Source organism: Cytobacillus sp. Bac17 (assembly GCF_024519925.1).
GTDB lineage: Bacteria > Bacillota > Bacilli > Bacillales > Cytobacillaceae > Cytobacillus > Cytobacillus pseudoceanisediminis.
Map to the genome: position 1 here is coordinate 809,753 of NZ_JALJRC010000001.1, position 23,543 is coordinate 833,295.

General features: G+C 41.4%; 20 protein-coding genes and 1 riboswitch. Of the genes, 10 read left to right on the forward strand and 10 right to left on the reverse strand.

All coding sequences use genetic code 11. The annotated features are described in order from the left end of the window. Positions 1-13 precede the first annotated feature (13 nt). Together NR125_RS04020 and NR125_RS04025 are read left to right on the forward strand one after the other, a co-directional pair. Positions 14-889 carry a metal-dependent hydrolase gene (locus NR125_RS04020; protein ID WP_009331095.1) on the forward strand — a complete coding sequence of 292 codons (876 nt, stop codon included), beginning with the start codon at positions 14-16 and terminating at the stop codon, positions 887-889. A gap of 188 nt (positions 890-1,077) precedes the next feature. Then, complete coding sequence (locus tag NR125_RS04025) at positions 1,078-2,295, forward strand: NupC/NupG family nucleoside CNT transporter (protein WP_009331096.1); 1,218 nt, start codon at positions 1,078-1,080, stop codon at positions 2,293-2,295. Positions 2,296-2,343: 48 nt separating this feature from the next. On the opposite strand, the gene treC is transcribed toward NR125_RS04025, so the two are convergent. From treC to NR125_RS04050, 5 genes are all read right to left on the reverse strand, one after another. Beyond that, on the reverse strand, positions 2,344-4,029 hold the full coding sequence (treC, locus tag NR125_RS04030; protein WP_256814744.1) for an alpha,alpha-phosphotrehalase: 1,686 nt from the start codon (positions 4,027-4,029) through the stop codon (positions 2,344-2,346). Positions 4,030-4,068: 39 nt separating this feature from the next. Continuing rightward, positions 4,069-5,745 (reverse strand): glycoside hydrolase family 13 protein, encoded by a 1,677-nt coding sequence (locus NR125_RS04035; RefSeq protein WP_256814745.1) that lies wholly within the window; start codon positions 5,743-5,745, stop codon positions 4,069-4,071. An 88-nt stretch (positions 5,746-5,833) separates the two neighbouring features. Next, positions 5,834-7,240, reverse strand: a complete 1,407-nt coding sequence (treP, locus tag NR125_RS04040) for a PTS system trehalose-specific EIIBC component (protein WP_071160482.1) — start codon at positions 7,238-7,240, stop codon at positions 5,834-5,836. Between the two features lie 281 nt (positions 7,241-7,521). Beyond that, on the reverse strand, positions 7,522-7,695 hold the full coding sequence (locus tag NR125_RS04045) for a twin-arginine translocase TatA/TatE family subunit (protein ID WP_009331100.1): 174 nt from the start codon (positions 7,693-7,695) through the stop codon (positions 7,522-7,524). A 117-nt stretch (positions 7,696-7,812) separates the two neighbouring features. After that, on the reverse strand, positions 7,813-8,526 hold the full coding sequence (locus NR125_RS04050; protein ID WP_251174391.1) for an NAD-dependent deacylase: 714 nt from the start codon (positions 8,524-8,526) through the stop codon (positions 7,813-7,815). Between the two features lie 146 nt (positions 8,527-8,672). On the opposite strand from NR125_RS04050, the gene NR125_RS04055 reads away from it, so the two are divergent. From NR125_RS04055 to NR125_RS04085, 7 genes are all read left to right on the forward strand, one after another. Next, positions 8,673-9,086: a YkvA family protein gene (locus NR125_RS04055; RefSeq protein ID WP_256814747.1), complete on the forward strand. Its 414-nt coding sequence runs from the start codon at positions 8,673-8,675 to the stop codon at positions 9,084-9,086. 73 nt (positions 9,087-9,159) lie between these two features. Further along, positions 9,160-9,268, forward strand: a riboswitch (TPP riboswitch). Positions 9,269-9,376: 108 nt separating this feature from the next. Continuing rightward, positions 9,377-10,381 carry an ABC transporter substrate-binding protein gene (locus NR125_RS04060; protein ID WP_019381597.1) on the forward strand — a complete coding sequence of 335 codons (1,005 nt, stop codon included), beginning with the start codon at positions 9,377-9,379 and terminating at the stop codon, positions 10,379-10,381. A 13-nt stretch (positions 10,382-10,394) separates the two neighbouring features. Further along, on the forward strand, positions 10,395-10,688 hold the full coding sequence (locus NR125_RS04065; RefSeq protein WP_009331104.1) for a thiamine-binding protein: 294 nt from the start codon (positions 10,395-10,397) through the stop codon (positions 10,686-10,688). Then, entirely contained in the window at positions 10,685-11,452 is a 768-nt protein-coding gene (locus NR125_RS04070) for an ABC transporter permease (protein WP_009331105.1), read from the forward strand. Before NR125_RS04065 ends, NR125_RS04070 begins: the two co-directional genes overlap by 4 nt. Beyond that, complete coding sequence (locus NR125_RS04075) at positions 11,449-12,183, forward strand: ABC transporter ATP-binding protein (RefSeq protein WP_019381596.1); 735 nt, start codon at positions 11,449-11,451, stop codon at positions 12,181-12,183. The genes NR125_RS04070 and NR125_RS04075 overlap by 4 nt, the downstream gene beginning before the upstream one ends. Positions 12,184-12,194: 11 nt before the next feature. Continuing rightward, positions 12,195-12,962 (forward strand): TatD family hydrolase, encoded by a 768-nt coding sequence (locus tag NR125_RS04080; protein ID WP_019381595.1) that lies wholly within the window; start codon positions 12,195-12,197, stop codon positions 12,960-12,962. Between the two features lie 146 nt (positions 12,963-13,108). Next, positions 13,109-13,852, forward strand: a complete 744-nt coding sequence (locus NR125_RS04085) for a hypothetical protein (RefSeq protein WP_009331108.1) — start codon at positions 13,109-13,111, stop codon at positions 13,850-13,852. Between the two features lie 100 nt (positions 13,853-13,952). Here NR125_RS04085 and NR125_RS04090 read toward each other — a convergent pair whose 3' ends face one another. From NR125_RS04090 to NR125_RS04110, 5 genes are all read right to left on the reverse strand, one after another. Further along, entirely contained in the window at positions 13,953-14,822 is an 870-nt protein-coding gene (locus NR125_RS04090; RefSeq protein WP_009331109.1) for a carbohydrate ABC transporter permease, read from the reverse strand. Beyond that, positions 14,819-15,796, reverse strand: coding sequence for a carbohydrate ABC transporter permease (locus NR125_RS04095; protein WP_019381594.1), 978 nt, complete (start codon positions 15,794-15,796; stop codon positions 14,819-14,821). The genes NR125_RS04090 and NR125_RS04095 overlap by 4 nt, the downstream gene beginning before the upstream one ends. 60 nt (positions 15,797-15,856) lie before the next feature. Next, positions 15,857-17,152 carry an ABC transporter substrate-binding protein gene (locus NR125_RS04100; RefSeq protein ID WP_019381593.1) on the reverse strand — a complete coding sequence of 432 codons (1,296 nt, stop codon included), beginning with the start codon at positions 17,150-17,152 and terminating at the stop codon, positions 15,857-15,859. Positions 17,153-17,369: 217 nt separating this feature from the next. Continuing rightward, positions 17,370-17,978 carry a hypothetical protein gene (locus NR125_RS04105; protein WP_256814748.1) on the reverse strand — a complete coding sequence of 203 codons (609 nt, stop codon included), beginning with the start codon at positions 17,976-17,978 and terminating at the stop codon, positions 17,370-17,372. Further along, entirely contained in the window at positions 17,953-18,489 is a 537-nt protein-coding gene (locus NR125_RS04110) for an RNA polymerase sigma factor (protein WP_019381590.1), read from the reverse strand. Before NR125_RS04110 ends, NR125_RS04105 begins: the two co-directional genes overlap by 26 nt. Before the next feature lie 724 nt (positions 18,490-19,213). On the opposite strand from NR125_RS04110, the gene NR125_RS04115 reads away from it, so the two are divergent. Next, the gene (locus NR125_RS04115) at positions 19,214-23,509 is read left to right on the forward strand and encodes a S8 family peptidase (protein ID WP_256814764.1); all 4,296 of its coding nucleotides are present in this window, start codon (positions 19,214-19,216) and stop codon (positions 23,507-23,509) included. The last annotated feature ends 34 nt before the right edge of the window (positions 23,510-23,543 follow it).

A 23,543-nucleotide genomic window follows, 5' to 3' on the forward strand; every position in this document is an offset into this window, starting at 1 on the left:
AAGGAGGTTGCAAATGGACACAATTACTCATACTTTATTCGGCTTGGGCCTTTACGGTGCAGTTAATAAACGAGATATGGATAAGAACACCAAGAGAGCGTACTTGCTTACCGCCGTGGGGGCAAGCCAAATTCCGGATATTGATGTCATCTCCCGCTTATGGGATACAGAAGGACTTTATCAGATGTGGCACAGAGGCATTACCCATTCAGTTTTTCTTACTCCGGTTTGGGCTCTCCTGTTTTTTCTGCTATCCTTCCTGCTCTTCAAAGTTAAGGATAAGAAGCTTTTCCTGCTGGGTTGGCTTGCAGTTTTCATACATAATACAAGTGATTTATTCAATGCGTGGGGAACGGGATACTTGGAGCCATTTTCAAATATGAGGATTACCTTTGGCACGATTCCTATTGTTGATTTAGTGATTTGGTTCATCATGGGAACTGCTTTTATTTACTCTAGAAGAAACAAACTGAAATCACCTTACTACTTTAGAATGGCATGGGCCTTTTTGCTGGTGCATGTTATCATCCAAAGTACTCAGGGATTTATTATTTATAAGCAGTATGATGATCAATATGATCAAGTTGCCCTCTCGGCAGATTTTATTCCATGGACCTTTTCAGTTATAACCAAAAAAGACGATGAAGTAATCATCTTTAATGATAACCTTTTTAAGAAAGAGGAAACTCAATATGTGCTTCAATCCAGAGAAACTGCTGATTTAGATAAATTGTTTTCTCAGCGTCCTGAAGCTAGAACCCTTTATGAATGGTCCCCATTTGTCGTTCTTGTTGATGATGATGAAAGGCTTGGCCTCTATGATCCCCGATTTTACAGAAACGGTCAGTCTTTTCTGTTTGAATATATCGAGAAAAATACAGAAAGATGAGCATCTTGCTCATCTTTTTTATTTTCACCATGTATGCTGCATGCATAGATTTTTTCATTAATTTATTCCTTTTGCACATAATACAACTATTGAGCTTTACAAGCAGTTTCATTAGGGAATAGGAGTACTGCCAGAATCCTCCCTTGAGCTTCCTTTAAGGGAAAATTACATAGTTAAGAGGTGTTAATATGAATTTTATTTGGGGAATATTCGGTATCATTGTCGTTTTAGGATTAGCTTTCCTGCTCTCAAGCAACAGAAGGGCCATTAGTTTAAGAACTGTTGCGGGTGGGCTTGCCATTCAGCTGATTTTCGCCTTTCTCGTTCTAAAGTGGGAAGGCGGCAGAAAAGGTTTAGAATGGCTAACAATGAAGGTAAACGATATTATCAATTACGCTAATCAGGGAATTAATTTTTTATTTGGCGGCCTTTTTACAGATGAATCGGGTATCACCTTCGTTTTCGCACTTCAGGTCCTGCCTGTGGTAATCTTTTTTTCATCATTGATTTCTGTCCTCTATTATTTAAGGATTATGCAGTTTTTCATAAAAATCCTTGGCGGGGGGCTGTCAAAGCTACTCGGAACCAGAAAAGCAGAGTCCATGTCGGCAGCAGCAAATATATTCGTAGGGCAAACAGAGGCTCCGCTTGTTGTCCGTCCTTATATTGCCAATATGACAAAATCTGAGTTATTTGCGGTAATGACCGGCGGCCTTGCTTCTGTGGCAGGATCTGTTTTAATCGGATATTCCCTTTTGGGTGTGCCTCTTGAATATCTCTTGGCTGCAAGCTTTATGGCTGCACCGGCGGGTTTAATACTGGCCAAAGTCATGCTTCCTGAAACAGAGGATAAAGAAGAGCCTAAAGAATTCGATATGGAAGTGGATAGCGACTCTGCCAATGTCATTGATGCAGCCGCAAAAGGTGCAAGTGTCGGGCTGGAACTGGCTTTGAATATCGGAGCGATGCTTCTTGCCTTTATTGCTCTGGTTGCATTGATTAACGGTCTCCTTGGATGGGTTGGAGGATTATTCGGCTTCGAGGGATTAACGCTCGAAATCATTCTGGGTTATGTTTTCTCGCCTCTTGCATTTGCAATAGGCGTTCCATGGTCAGAAGCTGTGCAGGCCGGAAATTATATTGGCCAGAAGTTAATTTTGAATGAATTCGTTGCTTATTCTGCTTTTGCACCGGATATTCCAAATTTATCTGATAAAACGGTCGCAATCGTCAGCTTTGCCCTTTGCGGATTTGCCAATATTTCTTCATTGGGCATTCTGCTTGGAGGGCTTGGCGGACTGGCACCTAACCGCAGGCAGGACATTGCGCGGCTTGGCCTGAAGGCAGTTGCAGCAGGTGCCCTGGCTTCTATGTTAAGTGCTGCCATAGCTGGAATGCTTTTTTAAATATCATGTGAAAAATCCTCCCGCTATTTACGGGAGGATTTTTTGATCTTATTTCTTTAAATAATAGATAACGGATTCATACGGCCTTAATTTAATGGTCTGTGCTGCCGGAGGTGACTGATTGTAATTGGACAGTAAGATCTCATCTTTATATTCGTCTGCCTGATGGTGTTCAGGAATGATAAATGATGTTTCTTCCCCATAGAAATTATTCACGACCAGCAGCTTTTCATTATTGCCATTTCGAACATAAGCAAATACCTTAGGATGCTCCTCAGAAATCAGTTCATAGTCTCCGTACGTGATAATATCATATTGCTTGCGAAGCTGGATCAGCTTCTTATAATGATAAAAAATAGAATCTCCGTCCTTCAATGCTTTTTCGGCATTTATTTCCATATAATTTGTTGCAACATTTATCCATGGCGTTCCATCGGAGAAACCGGCATTTTCAGAACTATCCCACTGCACCGGGGTCCGGGAATTGTCGCGAGACTTGCTTTTGAGAATATTTATGATTTCTTCTTCACTCATTCCCTTTTCCCTAAGGATATTATAAACGTTCAGTGATTCTACATCTCTGTAGTCTCCAATGTTTTCAAAGCCTGGGTTTGTCATGCCAAACTCTTCACCCTGATAAATATAAGGGGTTCCCTGCATCATATGAATGACTGTCGCCAGCATTTTAGCAGATTCACGATGATATTTCCTGTCATCACCATATCTTGACACAATTCGGGGCTGATCATGATTGCACCAGAATAAAGCATTCCAGCCTCCGCCCTTGTGCATCTCAGTCTGCCACCTTGATAAAATCTGCTTTAACGCTCTAAAGTCAAATTCAGCGATTGCCCATTTCTCTCCATTTGGGTAATCCACTTTCAAATGATGAAAGTTGAAAGTCATGCTCAGCTCTTCCCTCTCAGGATTGGAATACTTTATACAATGTTCAATGGAAGTGGAGGACATTTCGCCAACAGTCATACTATCGTATTTTGAAAATACATTTTCATTCATTTCATGCATAAATTCGTGTACACGAGGTCCGTCTGTATAGAATTTTCTGCCGTCTCCCGGAGGCACAGATCCGTTATCATCGGGAAACTCCTGGTCTTTAGAAATCAGATTGATTACATCAAGTCTGAAGCCATCTACACCTTTTTCAAACCAGAATTCCATCATGTCATACACTTTTCGGCGAAGCTCTTCATTTTCCCAATTTAGATCCGCCTGCGTGACATCAAAAAGATGGAGATAGTATTGGCCGGTTGCTTCATCATATTTCCATGCATTTCCACCGAATTTTGATTCCCAGTTTGTCGGTTCGCTTCCATCGTCCTTAGGGTCTTTCCAAATATAAAAATCACGGTATGGATTGTCTTTTGATTTTTTTGCTTCCTGGAACCATTGATGTTCTGTGGAAGTATGGTTTACTACAATATCCATAATGATTTTAATGTCCCGGCTATGTGCCTCTTCAAGAAGCTTTTCAAAGTCAGCTAGAGTTCCGTATTCTTCGTGAATGCTGAAATAGTCACTAATATCATATCCGTTGTCGCGCTGCGGAGATTTATAAATTGGTGTCAGCCAGACGACGTCCACACCTAATTCTTTTAAATAATCAAGCTTAGCAATAATACCAGGAATGTCTCCAACCCCATTTCCTGTCGTATCGTTAAAGCTTTTTGGATAAATTTGATATACTACTGATTTTTTCCACCATGGTTGTTTCATTAGAATCACACCTGTTTTAGTTTTTTAGAAATTGAGTTTTTAGCTGTTAAAAAGAAGGACCTGAGCTTCATAGGGACGCAGCTTAATTGTTCTGTTAATTTGTATATCTTTATAATTCCCAATCAGTGCCTCAAATTTCTTTTCCTGGATGTATGCAGGGGGTTCTACTTCAGGGTTTCCTCCATAGAAGTTGCACAAGACAAGAAGGATCTGATTGCCCAATGTTCTTGTATAAGCGTACACTTCAGGATGTTGATCAAGTATTAGGTTATACCTGCCGTAAACAATAATTTCATTTTTCTTTCTAAGTTCAATAAGCTTTTTATAGTAATGAAAAACAGAATCAGGGTCTTTCATGGCCTTTTCCACATTAATGTCTTTATAGTTAGGGTTTACTTTTATCCAGGGGGTTCCATCCGAAAAACCTCCGTGCTCGGAAGAATCCCATTGCATCGGCGTCCGGGCGTTGTCACGCCCTTTTGCGTATATGCTTTCAAGGGCCTTATCCTCTGTCCAGCCATCGTTAAGTGCTTCTTTATAAAAATTAAGTGTTTCTATATCCCTGTACTCTTCAACGCTTGAGAAACGGACATTCGTCATTCCAATTTCTTCGCCCTGATAAACATAAGGAGTTCCCTTCATCATATGAAGCAATGTTGCGAGCATCTTAGCCGACTTTTCCCTATACTCTCCGTCATTGCCGAATCTTGAAACAGAGCGGGGCTGGTCGTGATTATTAAAGTAAAGGCTGTTCCAGCCAGCTTTATCCAGCTCATTTTGCCATTTTGTCAGGTTTAGTTTTAAGTCACACAGATCAAGGGGTTTAAGATCCCATTTGCCGTTTGGCCCGTTGTCCAGGCTAACATGTTCAAATTGGAAGACCATATTTAACTCATTTCGTGATTCCCCTGTATATTGCCTGGCCCACTCAGGAGTCACACCGGGCATTTCGCCAACAGTCATAACATTAAACTTCGCTAACGCCTTTTCATTCATCTCCCGCAGGTATTCATGAATTCTGGGGCCGTTTCGATAATACTTGCTTCCAGAAGCATATTTCTTTCCAGGCTTTGGTTCATCATCAGGAAGTCCCTCTACTTTGGAAATAAAGTTGACCACATCCATTCTGAATCCATCAATGCCTTTTTCCAGCCACCAAGTCATCATGTCGTATATTTCATTTCTAAGTTTCGGATTATCCCAATTTAAATCTGGCTGTTTCTTTGAAAACAGATGCAAATAATATTCTCCTGTTTTATCATCAAGTTTCCAGGCGGATCCCCCGAAATTGCTTCCCCAGTTATTCGGCTCTTTTCCATTCCTTCCTTCGCGCCATATATAATAATCCCTGAATGGATTGTCTTTGGATTTCCTGGACTCTGCAAACCAGATATGTTCGTCTGAACTATGGTTCACCACCAGATCCATAATGAGTTTAATCTCTCTCTTATTCATCTCTCCGAGAAGTTCTTCCCAATCTTCCATTGTTCCAAACTCACTCATAATATCCTGATAATCGCTTATATCATAGCCATTATCATCATTTGGCGATTTATATACTGGAGAAAGCCAGACCACATCAATCCCTAGCTCTTTCAAATAATCCAGCCTGGAGATGATACCCTGCAAATCTCCTATTCCATCTCCATTGCTATCCATGAAGCTCCGCGGGTATATCTGGTAAACTACACTTTCTTTCCACCATTGCTTCTTCATATGGCGACCTCCGATTTTTAACATTTGTGTGCATGCCCCAAGAAATGGCGATACCATGGAATCATAGAACCCCATGGCATCAATCTTTCTATTCTGCTTTTTTAAATTTAGAGAAGGCTAAGGTCAATACAAACGGTACGACAAGTGCAATACCCATTCCGATAAAGAAAGAACCCCAATTTTCCGCAAAGATAGAGAAGAATGCCGGCAAGCCTCCTACACCTATCGACGGTGCCTTAACTCCATTAATAGTGATGAAGATTCCTGCAATTGCTGACCCAATAATCGCTGCAAAGAACGGGTACTTAAAGCGAAGATTTACGCCAAACATTGCCGGTTCTGTTACGCCCAGCCACGCTGATACTGAAGAAGTTAGCGCAAGCCCTTTCAGTTTTTCGTTCCCTTTGCTTAACAGCATCATGGCAAAAGCGGCGGAACCCTGAGCTATATTAGACAATGCAACCATCGGCCATAAAAACGTGCCGCCAATGCTGCCGATTAACTGCAGATCAACTGCCAGGAACGTATGATGCATACCAGTGATAACGAGAGGGGCATATAATCCACCGTAAATCAAGCCTCCAAGGGCTGGAACAGCATCAAAGATTCCGACAACCCCATTTGTAATCCAGCTGCCGATCATGAATGTGATCGGTCCAATAGCAATAAAAGAAAGAAACCCAGTGATCAGTAAAGCGATCGGCGCGACAGTTAGAAGCTGAAAAGCATCAGGGATTCTTTTTCTCAGAAATACTTCTATCTTAGCCAATACGTATGAAGCAAATAATACAGGCAATACCTGCCCCTGATAACCTACCTTTTCTATTTCTAACCCGAATAAGTTCCACTTCGGAACTTCTTCAGCAGAACCATAGCCCCATGCATTTAAAAGATCCGGATGCACTAGCATTAAACCTAGCACAATACCAAGAAGAGGACTTCCGCCAAACCGGTTTACAGCACTCCATCCAATCAAACCGGGAAGGAATACGAAAGCAGTATTGGCAATCAGGTTAATGATGCCAGCCAGATCAGCCCAGTTAGTATAAACTTCAACAAAAGACTTATCATCAAAGAAAATATCCGGTGCTGTCATAATATTGTTTATCCCCATCAGCAAACCGGCTGTTACGATAGCTGGAAGGATTGGAATAAAAATATCTGCGAGTGTTTTAATGCCGCGCTGCAATGGATTTAAGTTCTCAGCAGCAGCACTTTTTGTTTCTTCTTTTGATGATTCGCCTATTCCAGTTGCTTCTGTCATTTCTTTATACACTTTATCAACAAGGCCTTGTCCAATGACAACCTGGAATTGTCCATTTGTGGAAAAGGAACCTTTCACTACATCTATATTTTCGAGTTTTTCTTTATTGACCTTCCCCTCATCTTTTAAGGCAAAACGCAGACGTGTAACACAATGAGTAGCCGCTGCGATATTATCCTTGCCCCCGATAGCTTCTACAATTTGCTCTGCTGACTCTTTATTCGTAGCCATTCTTCGCTCTCCTCCTGTTACCGTTTTCATATTATAGAAAAAAACAGTTATAAGGTTTTTATTTATTGTTCTCGCCATTTACAACTCTATCCAATTTAGCAAACCAACTTGTATATACATGAACTGTTTACGCTTTCATTTTATCTTGTATATACATGTTAGTCAACCATTTTTTCATTTCTCTCTTTTCTATACCCATTCACTCGCTTCGAAAGCCAGAAAATAAAAAACCGGCTTCGAGACTATTGTCTGCAAAGCCGGTTCTAAACCACTTGAATAGGTTATTTCCTTTTATCATTGTCATCATCTTTTGTGAGTTCACGGGTAGATTTCTTAAATTCTTTTAATGTCTCCCCGAACGCTCTTCCTATTTCAGGAAGTTTCTTAGGTCCAAAAATAATCAGAGCCAAAACCAGGATTAGAATTAAACCTGGAATACCGATGTTTGATAACATGCTGAACACTCCTTATATATCATATCGCTTGAGGCAGTAGTAATCATGTTCATTGTCCATTATAGTTGATTGATAAAAAAAATCATAGCATGAGTGCTATGATTTCATGTTTTTTGACTATTTGAAGGCTCTATCAAGTTCATCCAGCACTTCACCAATTTTGCGGTCATGAATCACTTTATCAGCATAAATATCGAAATCCGTAGGTTCCATATTAATAATCACAAGTTTTGCTCCTTTTTGTTTGGCTATCAGCGGAAACTGATTTGCAGGTGTTACAGTCAAGGATGATCCCAGAACAATAAAAAGTTCTGCTTTTTCTGTTTCATCTGCTGCGAAATCTAAGGCCTCCTCAGGGAGCATTTCCCCAAACAGAACCACTGAAGGACGGAGCACACCCCCGCAACGGCATTGGAATTGACCATGCAAATACCCCTCGCTCGGGAACTCTTTTTTACATTTCCGGCAATGGAGTGTCTGCAGATTCCCATGGAGCTCTGATATTTTTTCACTTCCCGCGAGTCCATGAAATCCATCCACGTTCTGGGTAATAATGCTCTTAATAATACCTCTCTTTTCCCAATCTGCAAGAATATAGTGCCCTTGATGGGGATTACACTCCTTAAGCCCGATTACCCTGTGCCGATAAAATTCTATAAATTCGTTCACATTTTCATTCAATGCTTTTGTACTGGCTATTTTCCCAGGATCTTTCCCATTCCATAATCCATTATTGGCAGACCTGAAATCAGGCAGTCCGCTTTCTGTCGACATTCCTGCTCCAGTCAATATTACTGTATAATTTGATTCTTTCAGCCATTTCTCAAGCATATATATCAGCTCCCAATAAGGTTTTGTCACAGGTTAAATTTGATTTCCATTTATTTCTCCCAATGAAATGTTTATGTCATGTCAGGTATGCGGTAAATACTAGATTATAACTGTTTATGCGAATTATCAATATAGGAGTGATAGCTATGCCTGAAATAGAAACCAAAGTTTATAAGGACGGCTATAAAAAATTTTCATCCAGGGCTAAACGTTATGCGGACGATCCTGAAAAAACAAAAGGACTTTTAAGAAAGGCTACACTTAAAGCAGATAAAAACCAATCTTCATTAAGTGATATATGGGAAAAGGTTCAGCTTCTGATCGATTTAGTAAAGTCATGGTCTAAAGGCGATTACCGGCATATTTCAAAAAAATCGATTATCTTTATTATTGCTTCCATACTATACTTTGTTTCCCCAATAGACCTTGTTCCTGACTTTTTAATAGGAATGGGAATCTTAGATGATGTAGCAGTCCTTGGTTTTGCCGTTAGCCAAATTACAGGTGAACTTGAAAAATTCAGAATTTGGAAAGAGAGCAGGACGATTGGAATGAAATAATTATTTTCTGTGCATTTTAATATTATTTGCTATAATAATGATGGAAAGTATTTATGCTGTCAAAATTAAATAGCAAGAAATGTAGGGGAACCGGTATGCCGGTTGAGACTTCATCATTAAGATGCTGACCCTTTGAACCTGATCTGGCTCATACCAGCGTAGGGAACATATTCTTAAACATACTAAATGTTTTTTATATGCGCCCTGGTTTATACCGGGGCGTTTTTATTTTTCAGGGCAGACTATCATTAACTTTCCTTATTACATAACGTTTTTTAGGAGGAGTACTTATGAAAAAGTGGATTGCAGCTATCTGTTCGCTGCTGCTTCTTTCAGGCTGTGCCGGCAATGGACCGGATAATCAGACTGGAAGCGAAGATTCAGACAGCAAACAAGATTTGAAAAAAGTTACTGTTGTACTGGATTGGACACCTAATACCAATCATACCGGCTTATATGCCGCAAAGGACAAAGGATATTTTAAAGAAGAAGGGCTCGATGTAGAAATTATAATGCCAGGTGAAGCAGGTGCAGATCAATTGACTGCATCAGGCAAGGCTGATTTTGGTGTCAGCTATCAGGAAAGCATCACGGAAGCACGTGTACAGGGCGTTCCCCTTGTATCGATAGCAGCTGTTATTCAGCATAATACTTCCGGTTTTGCATCCCCTGCCGAAAAAAACATTAAATCGCCGAAAGACTTTGAAGGAAAAACTTATGGCGGCTGGGGGGCACCTGTAGAAAAATCGGTAATAGACTCCCTAATGAAGAAGGAAAACGCTAATATTGATAAGGTCTCAATTGTTAATATGGGGGATGCTGACTTTTTTACAGCTGTTAAAAGAGATATAGACTTCGCATGGATTTATTATGGATGGACAGGTGTAGAAGCAGAACTTCGGGGGGAAAAGATTAATATGGTCTACCTTACCGACTACTCAGAAAAACTGGATTACTACACGCCCGTTCTCGCAACCAGCGAAAAAATGATTGCAGATGATCCGGATACTGTCAAAGCATTTGTAAAAGCAGCAGCAAGGGGATATGAATTTGCAATCGATCAACCTGGCGAAGCAGCAGATATTTTGTTAAAGAATGCTCCGGATCTGGACAGCGAATTGGTCAAAAAAAGCCAGGAATGGCTATCCCCCCGCTATCAGGATGATGCTTCAAGATGGGGTGAACAAAAGCTTGAAGTCTGGGAAAACTATGCAGACTGGATGCATGAAAATGGTCTTTTAGATAAAGAATTAGATGCAGGCAAAGCATTCACTAATGACTTCCTGCCGGAATAAGGAGAGTTCAAATATGGCAAACGCACTTGTAAGCATTCAGATCATACCGAAAACAAAAGATGGGGAAAATGTTATACCTTACGTTGATGAAGCAATTAGTGTCATTCAGCAATCCGGTGTTAAGTACGAAGTGCATCCCCTCGAAACAACGATGGAAGGCGATTTAGACCATTTATTGAAAATCATAGCTGATATGAACAGAAAAATGATTGAAAGAGGAAGCAGCAATGTAATCTCACAGGTAAAGGTTCTATATCAGCCGGACGGTATTGAAATGAGTGATTTAACGGAGAAATATCGTCCATGATAAATTTGTTCAGAAAAGGATGGAGGCCGGCTGCGGTTCTCCTTCTTTTATTCATTGCTTGGGAAATGGCAGTAAATCTGGCAGAAGTCCCTGCATGGCTCCTGCCTCCGCCAACAGAAATCGTTCTGGAAGCGATTTCGGGCTGGGAGGGCTTCAGCCACCACCTTCAATCGACAGTCATGCTTTCCCTATTGGGATTTGCCATTGGCACCGTCATAGGTTTAATCACAGCCGTTATACTGCACTTATTGCCTTTTATAAGGGAGTCGGTTTACCCTCTCCTCATACTTTCACAAAATGTGCCTATAATTGTTCTGGCTCCTTTGCTGGTTGTTTGGTTTGGTTTCGGGATACTTCCAAAGCTGATTGTCATCACGCTGGTTTGCTTCTTCCCCATTACTGTTGCTGCATTGGACGGCTTTCGCCAGACACCCGGAGAACTTAGGCATTATATGCTGATGGCAGGGGCCAGCAAAGGACAGCTGTTTTGGAAGCTGGAGCTTCCCTATTCCCTTCCCTCTCTATTTTCAGGGCTAAAAATCTCCGCAACCTATAGTGTGATGGGTGCTGTAATATCCGAATGGCTCGGAGCTAAAGAAGGAATAGGTGTTTATATGACTCTGGCATCTTCTTCATTTCGGACAGACCGTGTTTTTGTTGCCATTTTTGCGATTATGCTGTTAAGCTTGCTGTTTTTTGGAGGAATTTTACTGGCTGAACGTTTGCTGATTAAATGGAAGTCACGGGAGAGTGCCAGGAAATGATACAATTATCCGTTAATCATTTAACCAAAAGTTTTGATACTAATCAGGTTTTAGACAATTTGAGTTTTCATGTAAATGAAGGGGAATTTGTTTCGATTTTAGGTCCTTCAGGGAGCGGAAAGAGCACCATTTTCAACCTGATTGGCGGGATGCTTCTGCCGGACGAAGGCTCCATAACGCTTGGGAATGTGAAAATCAACGGCAAACGCGGTTCAATAAGCTATATGCCTCAGACACCTTCCCTGATGCCCTGGAGAACCATTCTTCAAAACGTTCTGCTTGGACAGGAGCTAATGGGTAAAACCGATTCGGAAGCGGCCAGAAAGATGCTTCAAAAAGCTGGTCTCGGCGGCTATGAAAATGCATACCCCCATGAATTGTCAGGGGGAATGAAGCAAAGGGCTGCCTTTATCCGGGCATTATTAAGCCCGCAGCCTATCATTTTGCTGGATGAACCTTTTTCAGCTTTAGATGAGCTTACCCGCCACGATATGCAAAAGTGGCTTCTCGATATTTGGAATGAGCATAAGCCGACAATTCTGTTTGTAACCCACAATATCGAAGAAGCCATTTACCTCTCTGATCGAATTTTAGTACTGAGCAGCAAGCCTGCTAAAGTAATTAAAGAATATAAGGTACCCTTTAACAGGCCAAGAATGGAGGAACTTTATCTCAATGAAAATTTCCTTGCCTGCAAAAGAAGCATCCATCATGCGCTGAAAAATCATTAGGAGGCAACAGCATGGATAAGTATATTGATGCCCATATTCATCTTGATAAGTACAGCAATATTGAATTAGAGAAAATGTTTCATGAGTTGCCGTTTCAGCTTTCACTTGTTACAGTTTCAAGCGATTTAGCATCCTGCAAAAGAAATCTTGCTCTTGCAGAAATTTATTCCTTTGTTAAACCTGCCTTCGGTTTTCACCCTGAACAGGTTCTGCCCAGTGATCATGAAATTTCAGAGCTTTTCAGCTGGATAAAGATTCACATAGAACAAATGGCTGCTGTTGGCGAGGTTGGCCTTCCATACTATTTAAGGTCTGAAGGGAGAAAGCAGCTTGGGGGATATATTGAACTTCTCGAAGAATTCATTAAGCTCGCTAAAAGGTGGGATAAGCCCATTGCCCTCCATGCAATTTATGATGATGCACCGATTGTGTGCAATTTATTGGAAAAGCATTCGATTAAAAAAGCTCATTTTCACTGGTTTAAAGGTGACAGCGCAGCGGCAAGCAGGCTGATTGCCAATGGCTATTACATCTCCTTTACTCCAGATATCGTGTACGAAAAAGAAATACAGGACCTTGTACGGGATTACCCGCTGGATAAATTGATGGCAGAAACGGATGGTCCATGGGAATTCGAAGGCCCTTTTAAAAACAAGCCTACCCATCCAGCCATGATGGCCCATTCCATCAGTGCCCTTGCTGAACTAAAAGAATTAGCTTTCAGCAGCGCTCTTAAGAAGCTGTATGATAATACAAAAAGCTTCTATAATATTGATTAATCAGCCTTATAGTCTTTTGCCATAAGGCTGTTTTTTTTATTCAGATTAGATAAAAAATACTAGATAAATATAATCATTTCGCACCATTCCTAATTTTGGAAATATAGGTTAATCTTATATTGGACAATACGTTTAGGAGGTATGTAATGAAAAGGTATATTTTCTTGTTATTGACTATTTTACTAGTCTTCTCAGGCAATGTTTCTGCAGAAACCAAAAGCCGTTCTGCTGATTTGACTGAGAAAGATTTCATGAAAGCCGTATTAAAGGCTGATGAGTTTAAGGAATTTAAATCCTCCATTTTAAAAGATGCGGCCGCCAAGCCAAGAGCTCTTGTTGATGAAAAAGGAAAACAATATGGCTGGACAGTTCAATATGAAATAGAATACAAAGAAAAAAATGTTTTCTTAGATAGTAAAGCCCTCGTAAATTTCTCGTCACTTCTATCATTTTCTTATGAGTCCGACGGAAAAGGATTAAAAGTCCGGCTCGTCGATTACAGCAGGTTAATTGAGGATCAGGCTTTTTATGTAAAAGACCTGAAGTCAAATGAAGAAACCAAAATAGATATATCGAAAGACAGCATCTTTACTGATTATTTGACAGAGGTAGAAAGGAAGAAAACGCATTTGATTGAAGAAGCAGCAGTAAGCAATGCTGTCTCTTCCGATAAAATCACTGCAGCAGCCGAGTTATGCTACTACTGTACAAAATATGAATGGCGCGGCGGATACCCTTGCTCATCCGCAAATACTGAGCCTGAAGTTTCAGTGTCTTCCCAGCTAAAAGAAAGCGGACTAAATCCAGATTCGGTAATCATTGACTGTTATGTACCCCGCCATAAAGTATGTGTTAGCGGGGAATGGAGAACATATTGCCCTATTCAATAAGAAAAGCGGAGCGCTTATGCTTATCATCGACATTCATAAGCCGATGACGCCTGAGCTGGACAGTTATAAAACCGGCTAAGCAGATGCTTAGCCGGTTTTATTATCCCTTAGTACCTGATGCGATATTTGATCCTTCTATAAAGTGCTTCTGGAAGAAGAAGAATAGCAGTACAACTGGCAGGAGGACCATGACTGACATGGCCATCAGGTAATGCCATTGTGTCTGAACTGTTCCCTTGAAGGTCTGAAGCCCGATTTGCAGTGTGTACAGACTTTCATCATTTATATACAATAATGGTCCGAGAAGATCATTCCATGCCCCATTAAACGAAAAAATGGCCACTGTAATAAGAGCCGGCTTCGTCAGAGGCAGCATAATATGCCACCAGATCTGCAGATGATTCGCACCGTCAAGCACTGCCGCCTCTATTAGTTCATTAGGAATGGACATCATAAACTGGCGCAATAGGAAGATGAAAAAGGCACTCCCCAAAAAAGCTGGAACAATCAGCGGCAGGTACGTATTTACCCAGCCAAGCTTCGAAAATAAAATGTATTGAGGCACCATCGTGACAAACCCTGGGATCAGCATGGTTGATAACACAACTATAAACAAAGCATTTCTTCCTTTAAAACGGATTTTCGCAAACGCATATGCAACGAGTGAATTGACAAGAACACTTCCAGCCATTCCACAGAGGGCAATAAAAAACGTATTCATTGCCCAGCGGGTAAACGGCGCTGTTTTCCATGCTTCAACATAATTGGAAAAATGGAATTCCTTTGGCACAAAGGTAGGCGGATATTGCGCAATCTCAGCAGGAGATTTCAATGATGTCGAAATCATCCACCACAGGGGAGATAATACCAGTACACTTCCCGCTAATAAAACGATAAAAATAATCGTCTGCTTTAAATTATCTTTGAATTTTTTTGTCTCATAAAACTTCGGTGCTGCGGCAGTTCTCATTTATTATCTCCCCCCTCATAATGGACCCATTTTTTGCCGAGTTTCATATTAATGATTGTCAGTACCATTACGACAATAAACAGCAGCCAGGCCATTGCAGATGCATAGCCCATGTCAAACACTTCAAACGCGTTATTCCACATATGCAGATTGTAGAATAGGAGTGAATTTCCTGGTCCTCCGCTTCCGTTTTCTGTCATGACATATGCTTCTTGAAAGATCTGGAAGGCACCAATGGTACTAGTCAGCACATCGAAGAAAATGATTGGTGAAATCATTGGCAGGGTGATAAAAAAGAATTTCTGCATAACACCTGCCCCATCAAGATCCGCTGCTTCATACAGTGAAGCTGAAACTCCCTGCAGACTTGCAAGGTAAAGCAGCATTCCGCCTCCGACACTCCACATTTTCATCAAAAGCAAAGCTGGTTTCGTCCATTCAGGATCAAACAGCCAGGCTGGCCCTTCAATCCCAATCCATGCAAGGAACGTATTTACCAATCCTGTCGAAGGACTTAGCAGCTGCATCCACAAAAAGTAAACCGCAACACCCGAGAGGATAGCAGGCAGATAATAAAGTGTGCGGAAGAATTTCATGCCCCTTACTTTCTGATTTAAAAGAACCGACAGAAAAATCGCCCCTGCAGTAGTCAGCGGGACAGAAAATAAAACGTAATAAAGGGTATTCCATAAAGACGTTTTAAAAAGATCATCGATTGTAAACATGCGTTTAAAATTATCAAGGCCGATAAAATTCATCCTTGAAGTAATATTATAATCTGTAAAACTGGCAAATAAGGAAAATAAAAGCGGACCAAGTGTCAGTCCAAGGAAACCAATTATCCACGGGCTGATGAATAGATATCCAAAGATATTTTCTCTTGTTTGGCGGGACATCCGTCTGCGTGATGTCTTTTCTTTTTTTTCCGCAAGACCCGCTCCCCGGCGAGCAATCGTTGTATCATATGATTTCAACCCATACACCTTCTTTTATTTATTTTTAAAGAGAGAAGGAGGCCCCTTCTCTCTTTTGTTCTATTTTCTCTTTAGTTTTTCAACATCTTTCTCTGCTTTTGCCAGCGCTTTTTCTGGCTTCGTTTTTCCTAGCAGCACACTGTCTATATGCGGATTGATGCGGTTTTGGTAATCAGGATACTTTACTGGAACCGGAAACAATTGCGTTTGATCCAGGTTTTTCACCGAAGCTTCATATACGTACTTATCATCGCCCTTTAGTTCATTAACAACTGCTTCTGCAGCTTCTTTGTTTGCGACATTATCATAGTTTTTCATAGCCCAGTATTTTTGTGCCTCCGGGCCAGTTAAATACTTGATAAATTTCATAGCTTCCTCAGGATGTTTGGCTCCTTTCGGTATTTCAGCTACGAAACCGCCGCCATCGCTCCAATTCCCCGAACCTTTTTCAAATGCAGGAATTGGAGCTACACCAAAGTTCATATCCTCTCCGTAGTCACGAATCTGTGTGTAAAACGTGCCGATATCAACCCACATTGCCACTTTGCCTGCTATGAATGGATTTGACTGCTCACTGCCAAATTCAGCTTCAAAAGATTGAACTGTCTTCTCACCAAGACGCTCTTTCCATCCCAGCAGCCATTGAAGCGCTTCCTGCTTTTTAGGTGTATTGATATAAAGTTCTCCATCTTGAATGAATCCTTTTCCGCCGTCAGCGCTTGTCATCCAGCTGGCCGCACCAATGCTGCCCCATAGCGGATAAAAGCCAACTCTCTCATATCGGTCTCCATCCTTTATATCAAGCTTTGCGGCGTACTCCTCCAGTTCCGCCCATGTTGCTGGCGGCTTTTCCGGATCAAGTCCAGCTTCTTTAAAAGCATCTTTATTGTAAAATAGCAATCTTGTATCTGTATTGAATGGAACTGCATAAGGTTTGTCCCCGTACATTACCGTTTCCCATAAATGAGGATAAAATTGATTTTTGAAGGATTCATCGATATACTTGCTCAGATCTTCTGATTGGGCGTTTTCAGCTCGCTGGGCGACTGAATTAATATCGTTTATAATAACATCAGCCGGGTTTCCCGCTGCGACGGATGCCAGGTTCTTTGTCCAAATATCTCCCCAGGGCAAATATGTATGCTTTACAAAAACCTCATCCTGTGAATTGTTAAAATCCTCTATGATTTTTTCTATGATCGGACGCCTCGTTTCCGAACCCCAGAAGCTCCAAAAATCAACAATTACTTTTCCATCCTTCGTTTTTTCTGCCTGAACACTTTCCTCACCGGAACAGCCTGCCAAGGTGCCAATAAGCAGGATGGCGGAAATGATAAAGATTAATCCCTTTTTCATGATGCTCCCCCTAAATCATATTTAATCTTCAGCTTTAAGCTTGTGCCTAACCCCTGCGCAAAGGAAAAATACTGGCCAGCAAATAAATTAATTAACAACTAAGATAGTACTACCCTGATATTTGGGGATAAAACATTATTTTGAAAAAATTCTCGTAATATGTAAATTTTCAGGGCTTTACGCCTAATAAAAAAAGACCCCTAAAAAGGAGTCTGAATTAAGGAGTTTTTTGAATACTGTGTGCAATGGCTTCCAAATACTCAATGAATATGGCACCTTCTTCAGAGGGAACTGCATACATTATCTCACTGTCCATTGACTTGAAATATACTTCACCACGCTCGTTCCAGACTTTCACCTTTACAGATTCTTTGCCTTTCATAATAAATTGGATATCATATAATGGTTTGGAGTCGATGACGGCCTCTGCAGGCATTGCCGAATTTATGGCAGTTCTTGCCGTGCTTTCCCACTTTTCATCTTTTACAGTCGCGGTTTCAGCAGAATACGTTCCATCAGCAGAGAAGGAATTCTCAGTTTCTGATAGAGCAATAGCTGTTTGACTGATAAAACTATCTCCAAGTATATCTGCACTGCTGCTGCCCCCTGTCGTTGAATCCTCAGAAAAAATAATGAAAGCGAACATAATACAAGCAGCCATTACTGCGGCAGCAGATAAAAATTTAGGAAAAATATTTTTCTTTCTTTTTGGCCTATCCTCTATACCACTCCATATTTTTTGCAGGCTATCCTGTTTTTGCTTTTGCGATCGCGGAATACGGTCTAATTCACGAAAAGAATTATCGAATCCGAATGAGCTCTTCATGGATTTCCCCCCTTTTCTGCAATTCTTTTTTTAGTGCTGCGAGTGCCCTGGAAGTGGTGATTTTAACTTTGTTTTCGTTCCAATTCAAGATTTCGGCCGTTTCTTTGATTGAAAACTCCTTTATTTTTCTCAAAATCAGCACTTCTTGATAGCTTAATTTCAAATGTCGGATTGCTTCATATAAGAGTGTAACTTTTTCACCCTTAATCATAATCTCGGTTGGAGTCTCTTCATCTGATTGGAGCTGGAATTTTTCAATTGAGAAAAATTTGAATCTGTTTTTTTTACGCAGATAATCAATGGCTACATTTCTTGATATTCGGACCAGCCATGTAAAGATCTGGGATTCCCCATTAAATTGGCTCATGTATTTATAAGCTTTAATAAAGGTGTCCTGTGTCAGATCTTCGGCGACTTCCTTATCATTCACGAGAAGAAATATGTATCCATAAATTCGATCGCTGTATTCGCTGTATATATCTTCAAAAGCTTCTGCCGATATTCTCTCCATTTTGGCGCCCCCTCGCGTATTATTAGACGAATGAAAAATAAAAAAGAAACACTATTCAAATATTTATGTAAAATAATCAAATCAAATTTCATGCAGGTCAAAATACAAATTCTGTTCATTTATCCTATTTTTCCTAAATGTTCTGATTCCTTTGTATTAATTAAGACGAATTCCGAAGAAAGAGTCCTTTTCACTGTAACCATTCTTCCAGCCAGAATTCATAAGTAATACAAAGAAAGTTACACTTCAAAATACCCATTTTCATATAATTTACTTGCTATTTTCCTATTGGATTGACGAAAGGCATCTTTTAAAGTTCCCCCTCTTTTTATTCATTTTATCATTCTGGAAAAATACTGCCTCCCTCCTTTTTCTTATTTTTTCCAAAAATTATTATTATTCCAATATTTCCGGGTAAAAATGATTCCTTTCATCTAGATATAACCAGGTTAAGTTGATTCTTTAAGACTGTAACCTTATGAATGCTCTAAAACCTTCTAGCTATTTTATTCATTCCCCAGCAATAAACTTCATTTTTCGACAATCTCCAGCTGATTATTCAGCTAAAGTTCTTGTTAGCGGAAGGGTTTTCCATTTTTGGAAGAAACCCTTAGGAGGTGATCGAGTTCATTTTGCCGGAAAACACTATTTAAGGAATTAAACAAAACAAGGAGGGAATTTTTTGAAAAGAAAAAGAAAATCATTGAATCGCATTCTTTATGTGATGCTGACAGCTTTTTTGATTTTGCCCCTGATGTTCCCAGGCATGGGATCAGCTGAAAGTAAAAGCTCTCCGCATACCTCAGTTAAGCAAGCTGCACCTCAGACAGCAAAAAGCAAAATAAACAGCTCATTGCTGAAACAATTTGATAAAAAAGATAAAGTAACATTCCTGATAAAATTTAAAGAACAAGCTGATACTTCAGCAGCAGCCAAGAAAGCTCAAAAAGCGGCTGCATCCCAAAAACTGACAGCCTCTAAATCCAAGTACATGAAACGCTCTGCAGTCCTATCCTCACTAAGATCTACAGCTATTGAAACTCAAGGCCAAGTCACAAATTTCCTTCAAAAGCAGGAAAAAGACGGCAAGGCAAAAGATGTTCAATCCTTCTACATCGTCAACGCCATTGCAGTAACAGCTACAAAGGACGTTATGGAAAAAATCGCCATGTTTCCTGAAGTAGAAAAAATCCTTCCAAACGAAACCAGACAGCTTCATAAGCCAGTAAAGGCAGCCGAAAAAGCTCTCAAAACACAAGCAGAAACAAGTTCAATCGAGTGGAATATTGACCGTGTCGGTGCTCCTGCAGTATGGGAAATGGGAATCGACGGATCGGGTACTGTCGTTGCATCCATTGATACAGGTGTTCAGTGGAACCACCCGGCGTTAAAAGAAAAATACCGGGGCTATAACCCAGCACAACCTGATTCACCAACGCATGAATTCAGCTGGTTTGATGCCACTGCAGGCCAGACAGCACCATATGATGATCAGGGACATGGTACCCACGTAACTGGAACAATGGTGGGTTCCGAGCCAAATGGAGCCAATCAGATCGGGGTTGCACCTGGTGCGAAATGGATTGCAGTAAAAGCCTTCACTGCAAGCGGCGGAACTGACATAGATCTGCTTGAAGCAGGTGAATGGATTCTAGCTCCAAAGGATGCTGAAGGAAACCCGCATCCTGAAAAAGCTCCGGATGTTGTCAACAATTCATGGGGCGGCGGACCTGGGCTGGATGAGTGGTATCGTCCAATGGTTCAGGCATGGAGGGCAGCTGAAATTTTCCCAGAGTTCTCTGCCGGAAACACAACTTTGTTTAATCCAGGCGGACCTGGTTCCGTTGCAACACCGGCTAACTACCCGGAATCATTCGCAACTGGTGCGACAGACATTAATAATGGTTTAGGCAGCTTCTCATTGCTGGGACCATCACCATACGATGAAATTAAACCTGATGTATCCGCACCCGGGGTCAACATTCGTTCCTCAGTTCCCGGAAGCGGATATGAAGGCGGCTGGAATGGAACTTCCATGGCTGGCCCGCATGTTTCTGCGGTTGCCGCGCTGCTCCGCCAGGTTGATTCAAGTCTGACTGTTGAAGAGATGGAGGAAATTTTACTGACTACCTCTACTCCATTGACAAATGGTACTTATCCTGAGACACCAAATAATGGTTTTGGATATGGGCTCGTCAATGCCTTCGATGCGGTTTCTTCCGTACTGACCGGTCTTGGAAAAATTAAAGGCCAGGTTGCAAAAGAAGGAGATGACTCAGAAGCTCCCGCAGCCAATCACGAAGCACCTCAGGAAACATATGCAGGAATGGATCTGGCACTTGAATTGACGGCATCAGATAATGTAAGCGTCACAAGAGTTGATCTTGAATACTTAAAAGCTGACGGCAGCTGGGCAGCCATTGAGGCCGAAAGAACAGCTGGAAACTATAAAGATGGTACTTACCAGGCAGTGATTCCTGGAGAAGACATCGCCGAGCCTTCAGTTACTTATAAATGGAAGGTCAATGATTTTGGCGGAAATCTAACTGAAACTGACTCCTATGAAGTTGCAGTAAGACCTGGAATCAGCATCGGCTATTCTCAGGACTTTGAAGCACAGCCGGTCGGCTGGACTTCATATGGAGCGGAAAACAGCTGGGAGTGGGGTACCCCATCTTCAGGTCCTGGCAATGCAGCATCCGGAGAAAAAGTATATGCAACTAAACTTGACGGCAACTATGCAAATAGAGCAAACATGAATCTTCAGATGCCTCCTATTGACCTGCCGGAAGGCAATGCCTACCTTCAGTTCAAGCAATGGCACGAGCTTGAAAACCGTTATGATTACGGCCATGTATTCGTTTCAACTGACATGGAAAACTGGGAACAGGTTCTTCGAGTAAATGGTAATACAACAGAGTGGGTTAATGCAGAAGTGGATCTAAGTGCGTATTCAGGACAAAGAATTTATGTAGCATTCAATGTGACTACAGATGGATCAGTACAGAAGCAAGGCTGGTATATCGATGATGTTCAATTATCTGATACTCCAGTTGAACCTGCAGGTAAAGCTCAGCTTGGCATCAGCAAAGATAAACCTTCTGCAGAATTAAAGAAAGAAAAGGTAAATCCGGATAGCATTGTTCCTAAAAAGGATACTCCTGCAAAAGATGATGATAAACAGCAGCAGCCTGCGCCTGTGCTGCTTCCGCTTACTGCCGAAGTAAGTGTGCTGGAATCAGGCAGGTCCGTATTTACCAATCCTCAAAATGGAACGTTTGAAATGACACATGCTTCAGGAGATTTCACTGTAAAAGCGGAAGCTTACGGTTATCGTTCTCAAACGCAAAGCGTAAATATCCCGCAGGATGGAGAAGCGACTGCAAACTTCGTCCTTGAGGAAATACCAAAAGGCACAGTCACAGGTGTTGTGACAAATGAAGCAACTGGGGAGCCTGTTGCGAACACTTCACTACTTTTAATAGAAGATGCAGCAGTACAGCCAGTAACAACTAATGAAAATGGTGAATATACAATCACAGCCTACGAAGGCACATACACTTTAAAAGCTATGGCACCTTCCTACTACAGCAAGGAGCAGAGCATCACAATCGAAGGCGGCTCTTCTTTAGAGCAAAATATTGAGCTAAAGCCATTTATCGGATACCCGGGTGAAATCGGATATGATGATGGTACAGCTGAAAATGCACGTGCATTCTACGATGCCGGCAACGGCTGGGCAGTTAAGATGTCCCTTGCATCCGGCCATGACAGTGCGATGGTTACTGGCGGCTTATTCCGCTTCTGGGATACCAGCTGGCCGACTCCGGGCGGAACAGACTTCAAAGTGGAAGTATATGATGCAAGCGGACCAGATGGGGCACCTGGCAAAAAGCTGGCAGGTCCATTTGAAGCAACAGCCTTAAGAAACGGTGAATGGACACATGTAGATCTTAGTGACGAAGGAATCGTTACAAATGGCGACTTCTATCTGGTATATATCCAATCAGCACCAAACCCTAATGCTCCTGGTCTTGGTACAGATGAGGATGGAGAAAATGCAGGACGCAGCTGGCAGCTTGTAGGCGGTGCATGGTCTCCTGCTCCAGAGGATGAAGGAAACTATATGATCCGTGCCACAGTGAACTATGAAGTAACTGCACCAGTCATCACTTCTCCGGCTGACGGAGCCTTCACAAACCAAGGGAAGGTTACAGTTGAAGGTACTTCGGCTCCTACAACTACTGTAAAAGTATTTAATAATGGAGAGGAAGTCGCATCAGCAGAAACAACTGAAGAAGGTACATTCTCAAGTGAAGTTTCACTTTCTGAAGGGGAAAATACTCTTACAGCGAAGGCAGCTACAGAGTCTGGGTCTACTGATGCCTCTGAATCTGTAAAAGTAATATATGACAAAACAAAGCCGGAATTGACAATATCAAGTCCTGCAGATAAATCCAAAACAAATAAAGAAACAGTCACTGTTAAAGGAACCGTTTCAGACGATAACCTTAATTGGGTTAAAGTAAACGGCCAGGCAGCAAAGATTACAGATGGTGAATACTCTCTTCGCATCCTGCTGGATGAAGGTGAAAACACCATTACGGTAACAGCACAGGATAAAGCGAAGAATACCGAAGAAAAAACGATCACGGTCGAAGCTAAGTATACCGCTCCAGCCATAGAAAATCTTCTTCCTGCAGAAGACAAGGAACTTAAAAAAGGCGAATCGGTAAAAATCGAATTTGATAGCGAACCAGGGTTAAAAGCGACGTTTGCCATCAGAATGCCTTTAACAAATGCAGGGGGACAGCTGAATAACGCTACTGAACTTCCAATGATGGAAACTTCCCCTGGCCATTATGTCGGCTACTATACTGCCACTTCAAATGTAAAGGCACCTGGTGCCGAAATTGAAGTGAAAGTAACGGATGACTACGGCAATGAAACTCGCAAGACAGCAGAGGGCAAACTGTGGATTAATGCGAAAAAGAATAATAACAGCACTAAAAAGAATTAATAATCAGATGAAAAGGCGGGCCATTTTTATTAAG

What these genes read in the sequence shown, in the direction of transcription:
- NR125_RS04020 (WP_009331095.1), top strand. Translation starts at nt 14, where the DNA reads ATGGACACAATTACTCATACTTTATTCGGCTTGGGCCTTTACGGTGCA.
- NR125_RS04025 (WP_009331096.1), top strand. Translation starts at nt 1,078, where the DNA reads ATGAATTTTATTTGGGGAATATTCGGTATCATTGTCGTTTTAGGATTA.
- treC (WP_256814744.1), bottom strand. Translation starts at nt 4,029, where the DNA reads ATGAAACAACCATGGTGGAAAAAATCAGTAGTATATCAAATTTATCCA.
- NR125_RS04035 (WP_256814745.1), bottom strand. Translation starts at nt 5,745, where the DNA reads ATGAAGAAGCAATGGTGGAAAGAAAGTGTAGTTTACCAGATATACCCG.
- treP (WP_071160482.1), bottom strand. Translation starts at nt 7,240, where the DNA reads ATGGCTACGAATAAAGAGTCAGCAGAGCAAATTGTAGAAGCTATCGGG.
- NR125_RS04045 (WP_009331100.1), bottom strand. Translation starts at nt 7,695, where the DNA reads ATGTTATCAAACATCGGTATTCCAGGTTTAATTCTAATCCTGGTTTTG.
- NR125_RS04050 (WP_251174391.1), bottom strand. Translation starts at nt 8,526, where the DNA reads ATGCTTGAGAAATGGCTGAAAGAATCAAATTATACAGTAATATTGACT.
- NR125_RS04055 (WP_256814747.1), top strand. Translation starts at nt 8,673, where the DNA reads ATGCCTGAAATAGAAACCAAAGTTTATAAGGACGGCTATAAAAAATTT.
- NR125_RS04060 (WP_019381597.1), top strand. Translation starts at nt 9,377, where the DNA reads ATGAAAAAGTGGATTGCAGCTATCTGTTCGCTGCTGCTTCTTTCAGGC.
- NR125_RS04065 (WP_009331104.1), top strand. Translation starts at nt 10,395, where the DNA reads ATGGCAAACGCACTTGTAAGCATTCAGATCATACCGAAAACAAAAGAT.
- NR125_RS04070 (WP_009331105.1), top strand. Translation starts at nt 10,685, where the DNA reads ATGATAAATTTGTTCAGAAAAGGATGGAGGCCGGCTGCGGTTCTCCTT.
- NR125_RS04075 (WP_019381596.1), top strand. Translation starts at nt 11,449, where the DNA reads ATGATACAATTATCCGTTAATCATTTAACCAAAAGTTTTGATACTAAT.
- NR125_RS04080 (WP_019381595.1), top strand. Translation starts at nt 12,195, where the DNA reads ATGGATAAGTATATTGATGCCCATATTCATCTTGATAAGTACAGCAAT.
- NR125_RS04085 (WP_009331108.1), top strand. Translation starts at nt 13,109, where the DNA reads ATGAAAAGGTATATTTTCTTGTTATTGACTATTTTACTAGTCTTCTCA.
- NR125_RS04090 (WP_009331109.1), bottom strand. Translation starts at nt 14,822, where the DNA reads ATGAGAACTGCCGCAGCACCGAAGTTTTATGAGACAAAAAAATTCAAA.
- NR125_RS04100 (WP_019381593.1), bottom strand. Translation starts at nt 17,152, where the DNA reads ATGAAAAAGGGATTAATCTTTATCATTTCCGCCATCCTGCTTATTGGC.
- NR125_RS04105 (WP_256814748.1), bottom strand. Translation starts at nt 17,978, where the DNA reads ATGAAGAGCTCATTCGGATTCGATAATTCTTTTCGTGAATTAGACCGT.
- NR125_RS04110 (WP_019381590.1), bottom strand. Translation starts at nt 18,489, where the DNA reads ATGGAGAGAATATCGGCAGAAGCTTTTGAAGATATATACAGCGAATAC.
- NR125_RS04115 (WP_256814764.1), top strand. Translation starts at nt 19,214, where the DNA reads ATGCTGACAGCTTTTTTGATTTTGCCCCTGATGTTCCCAGGCATGGGA.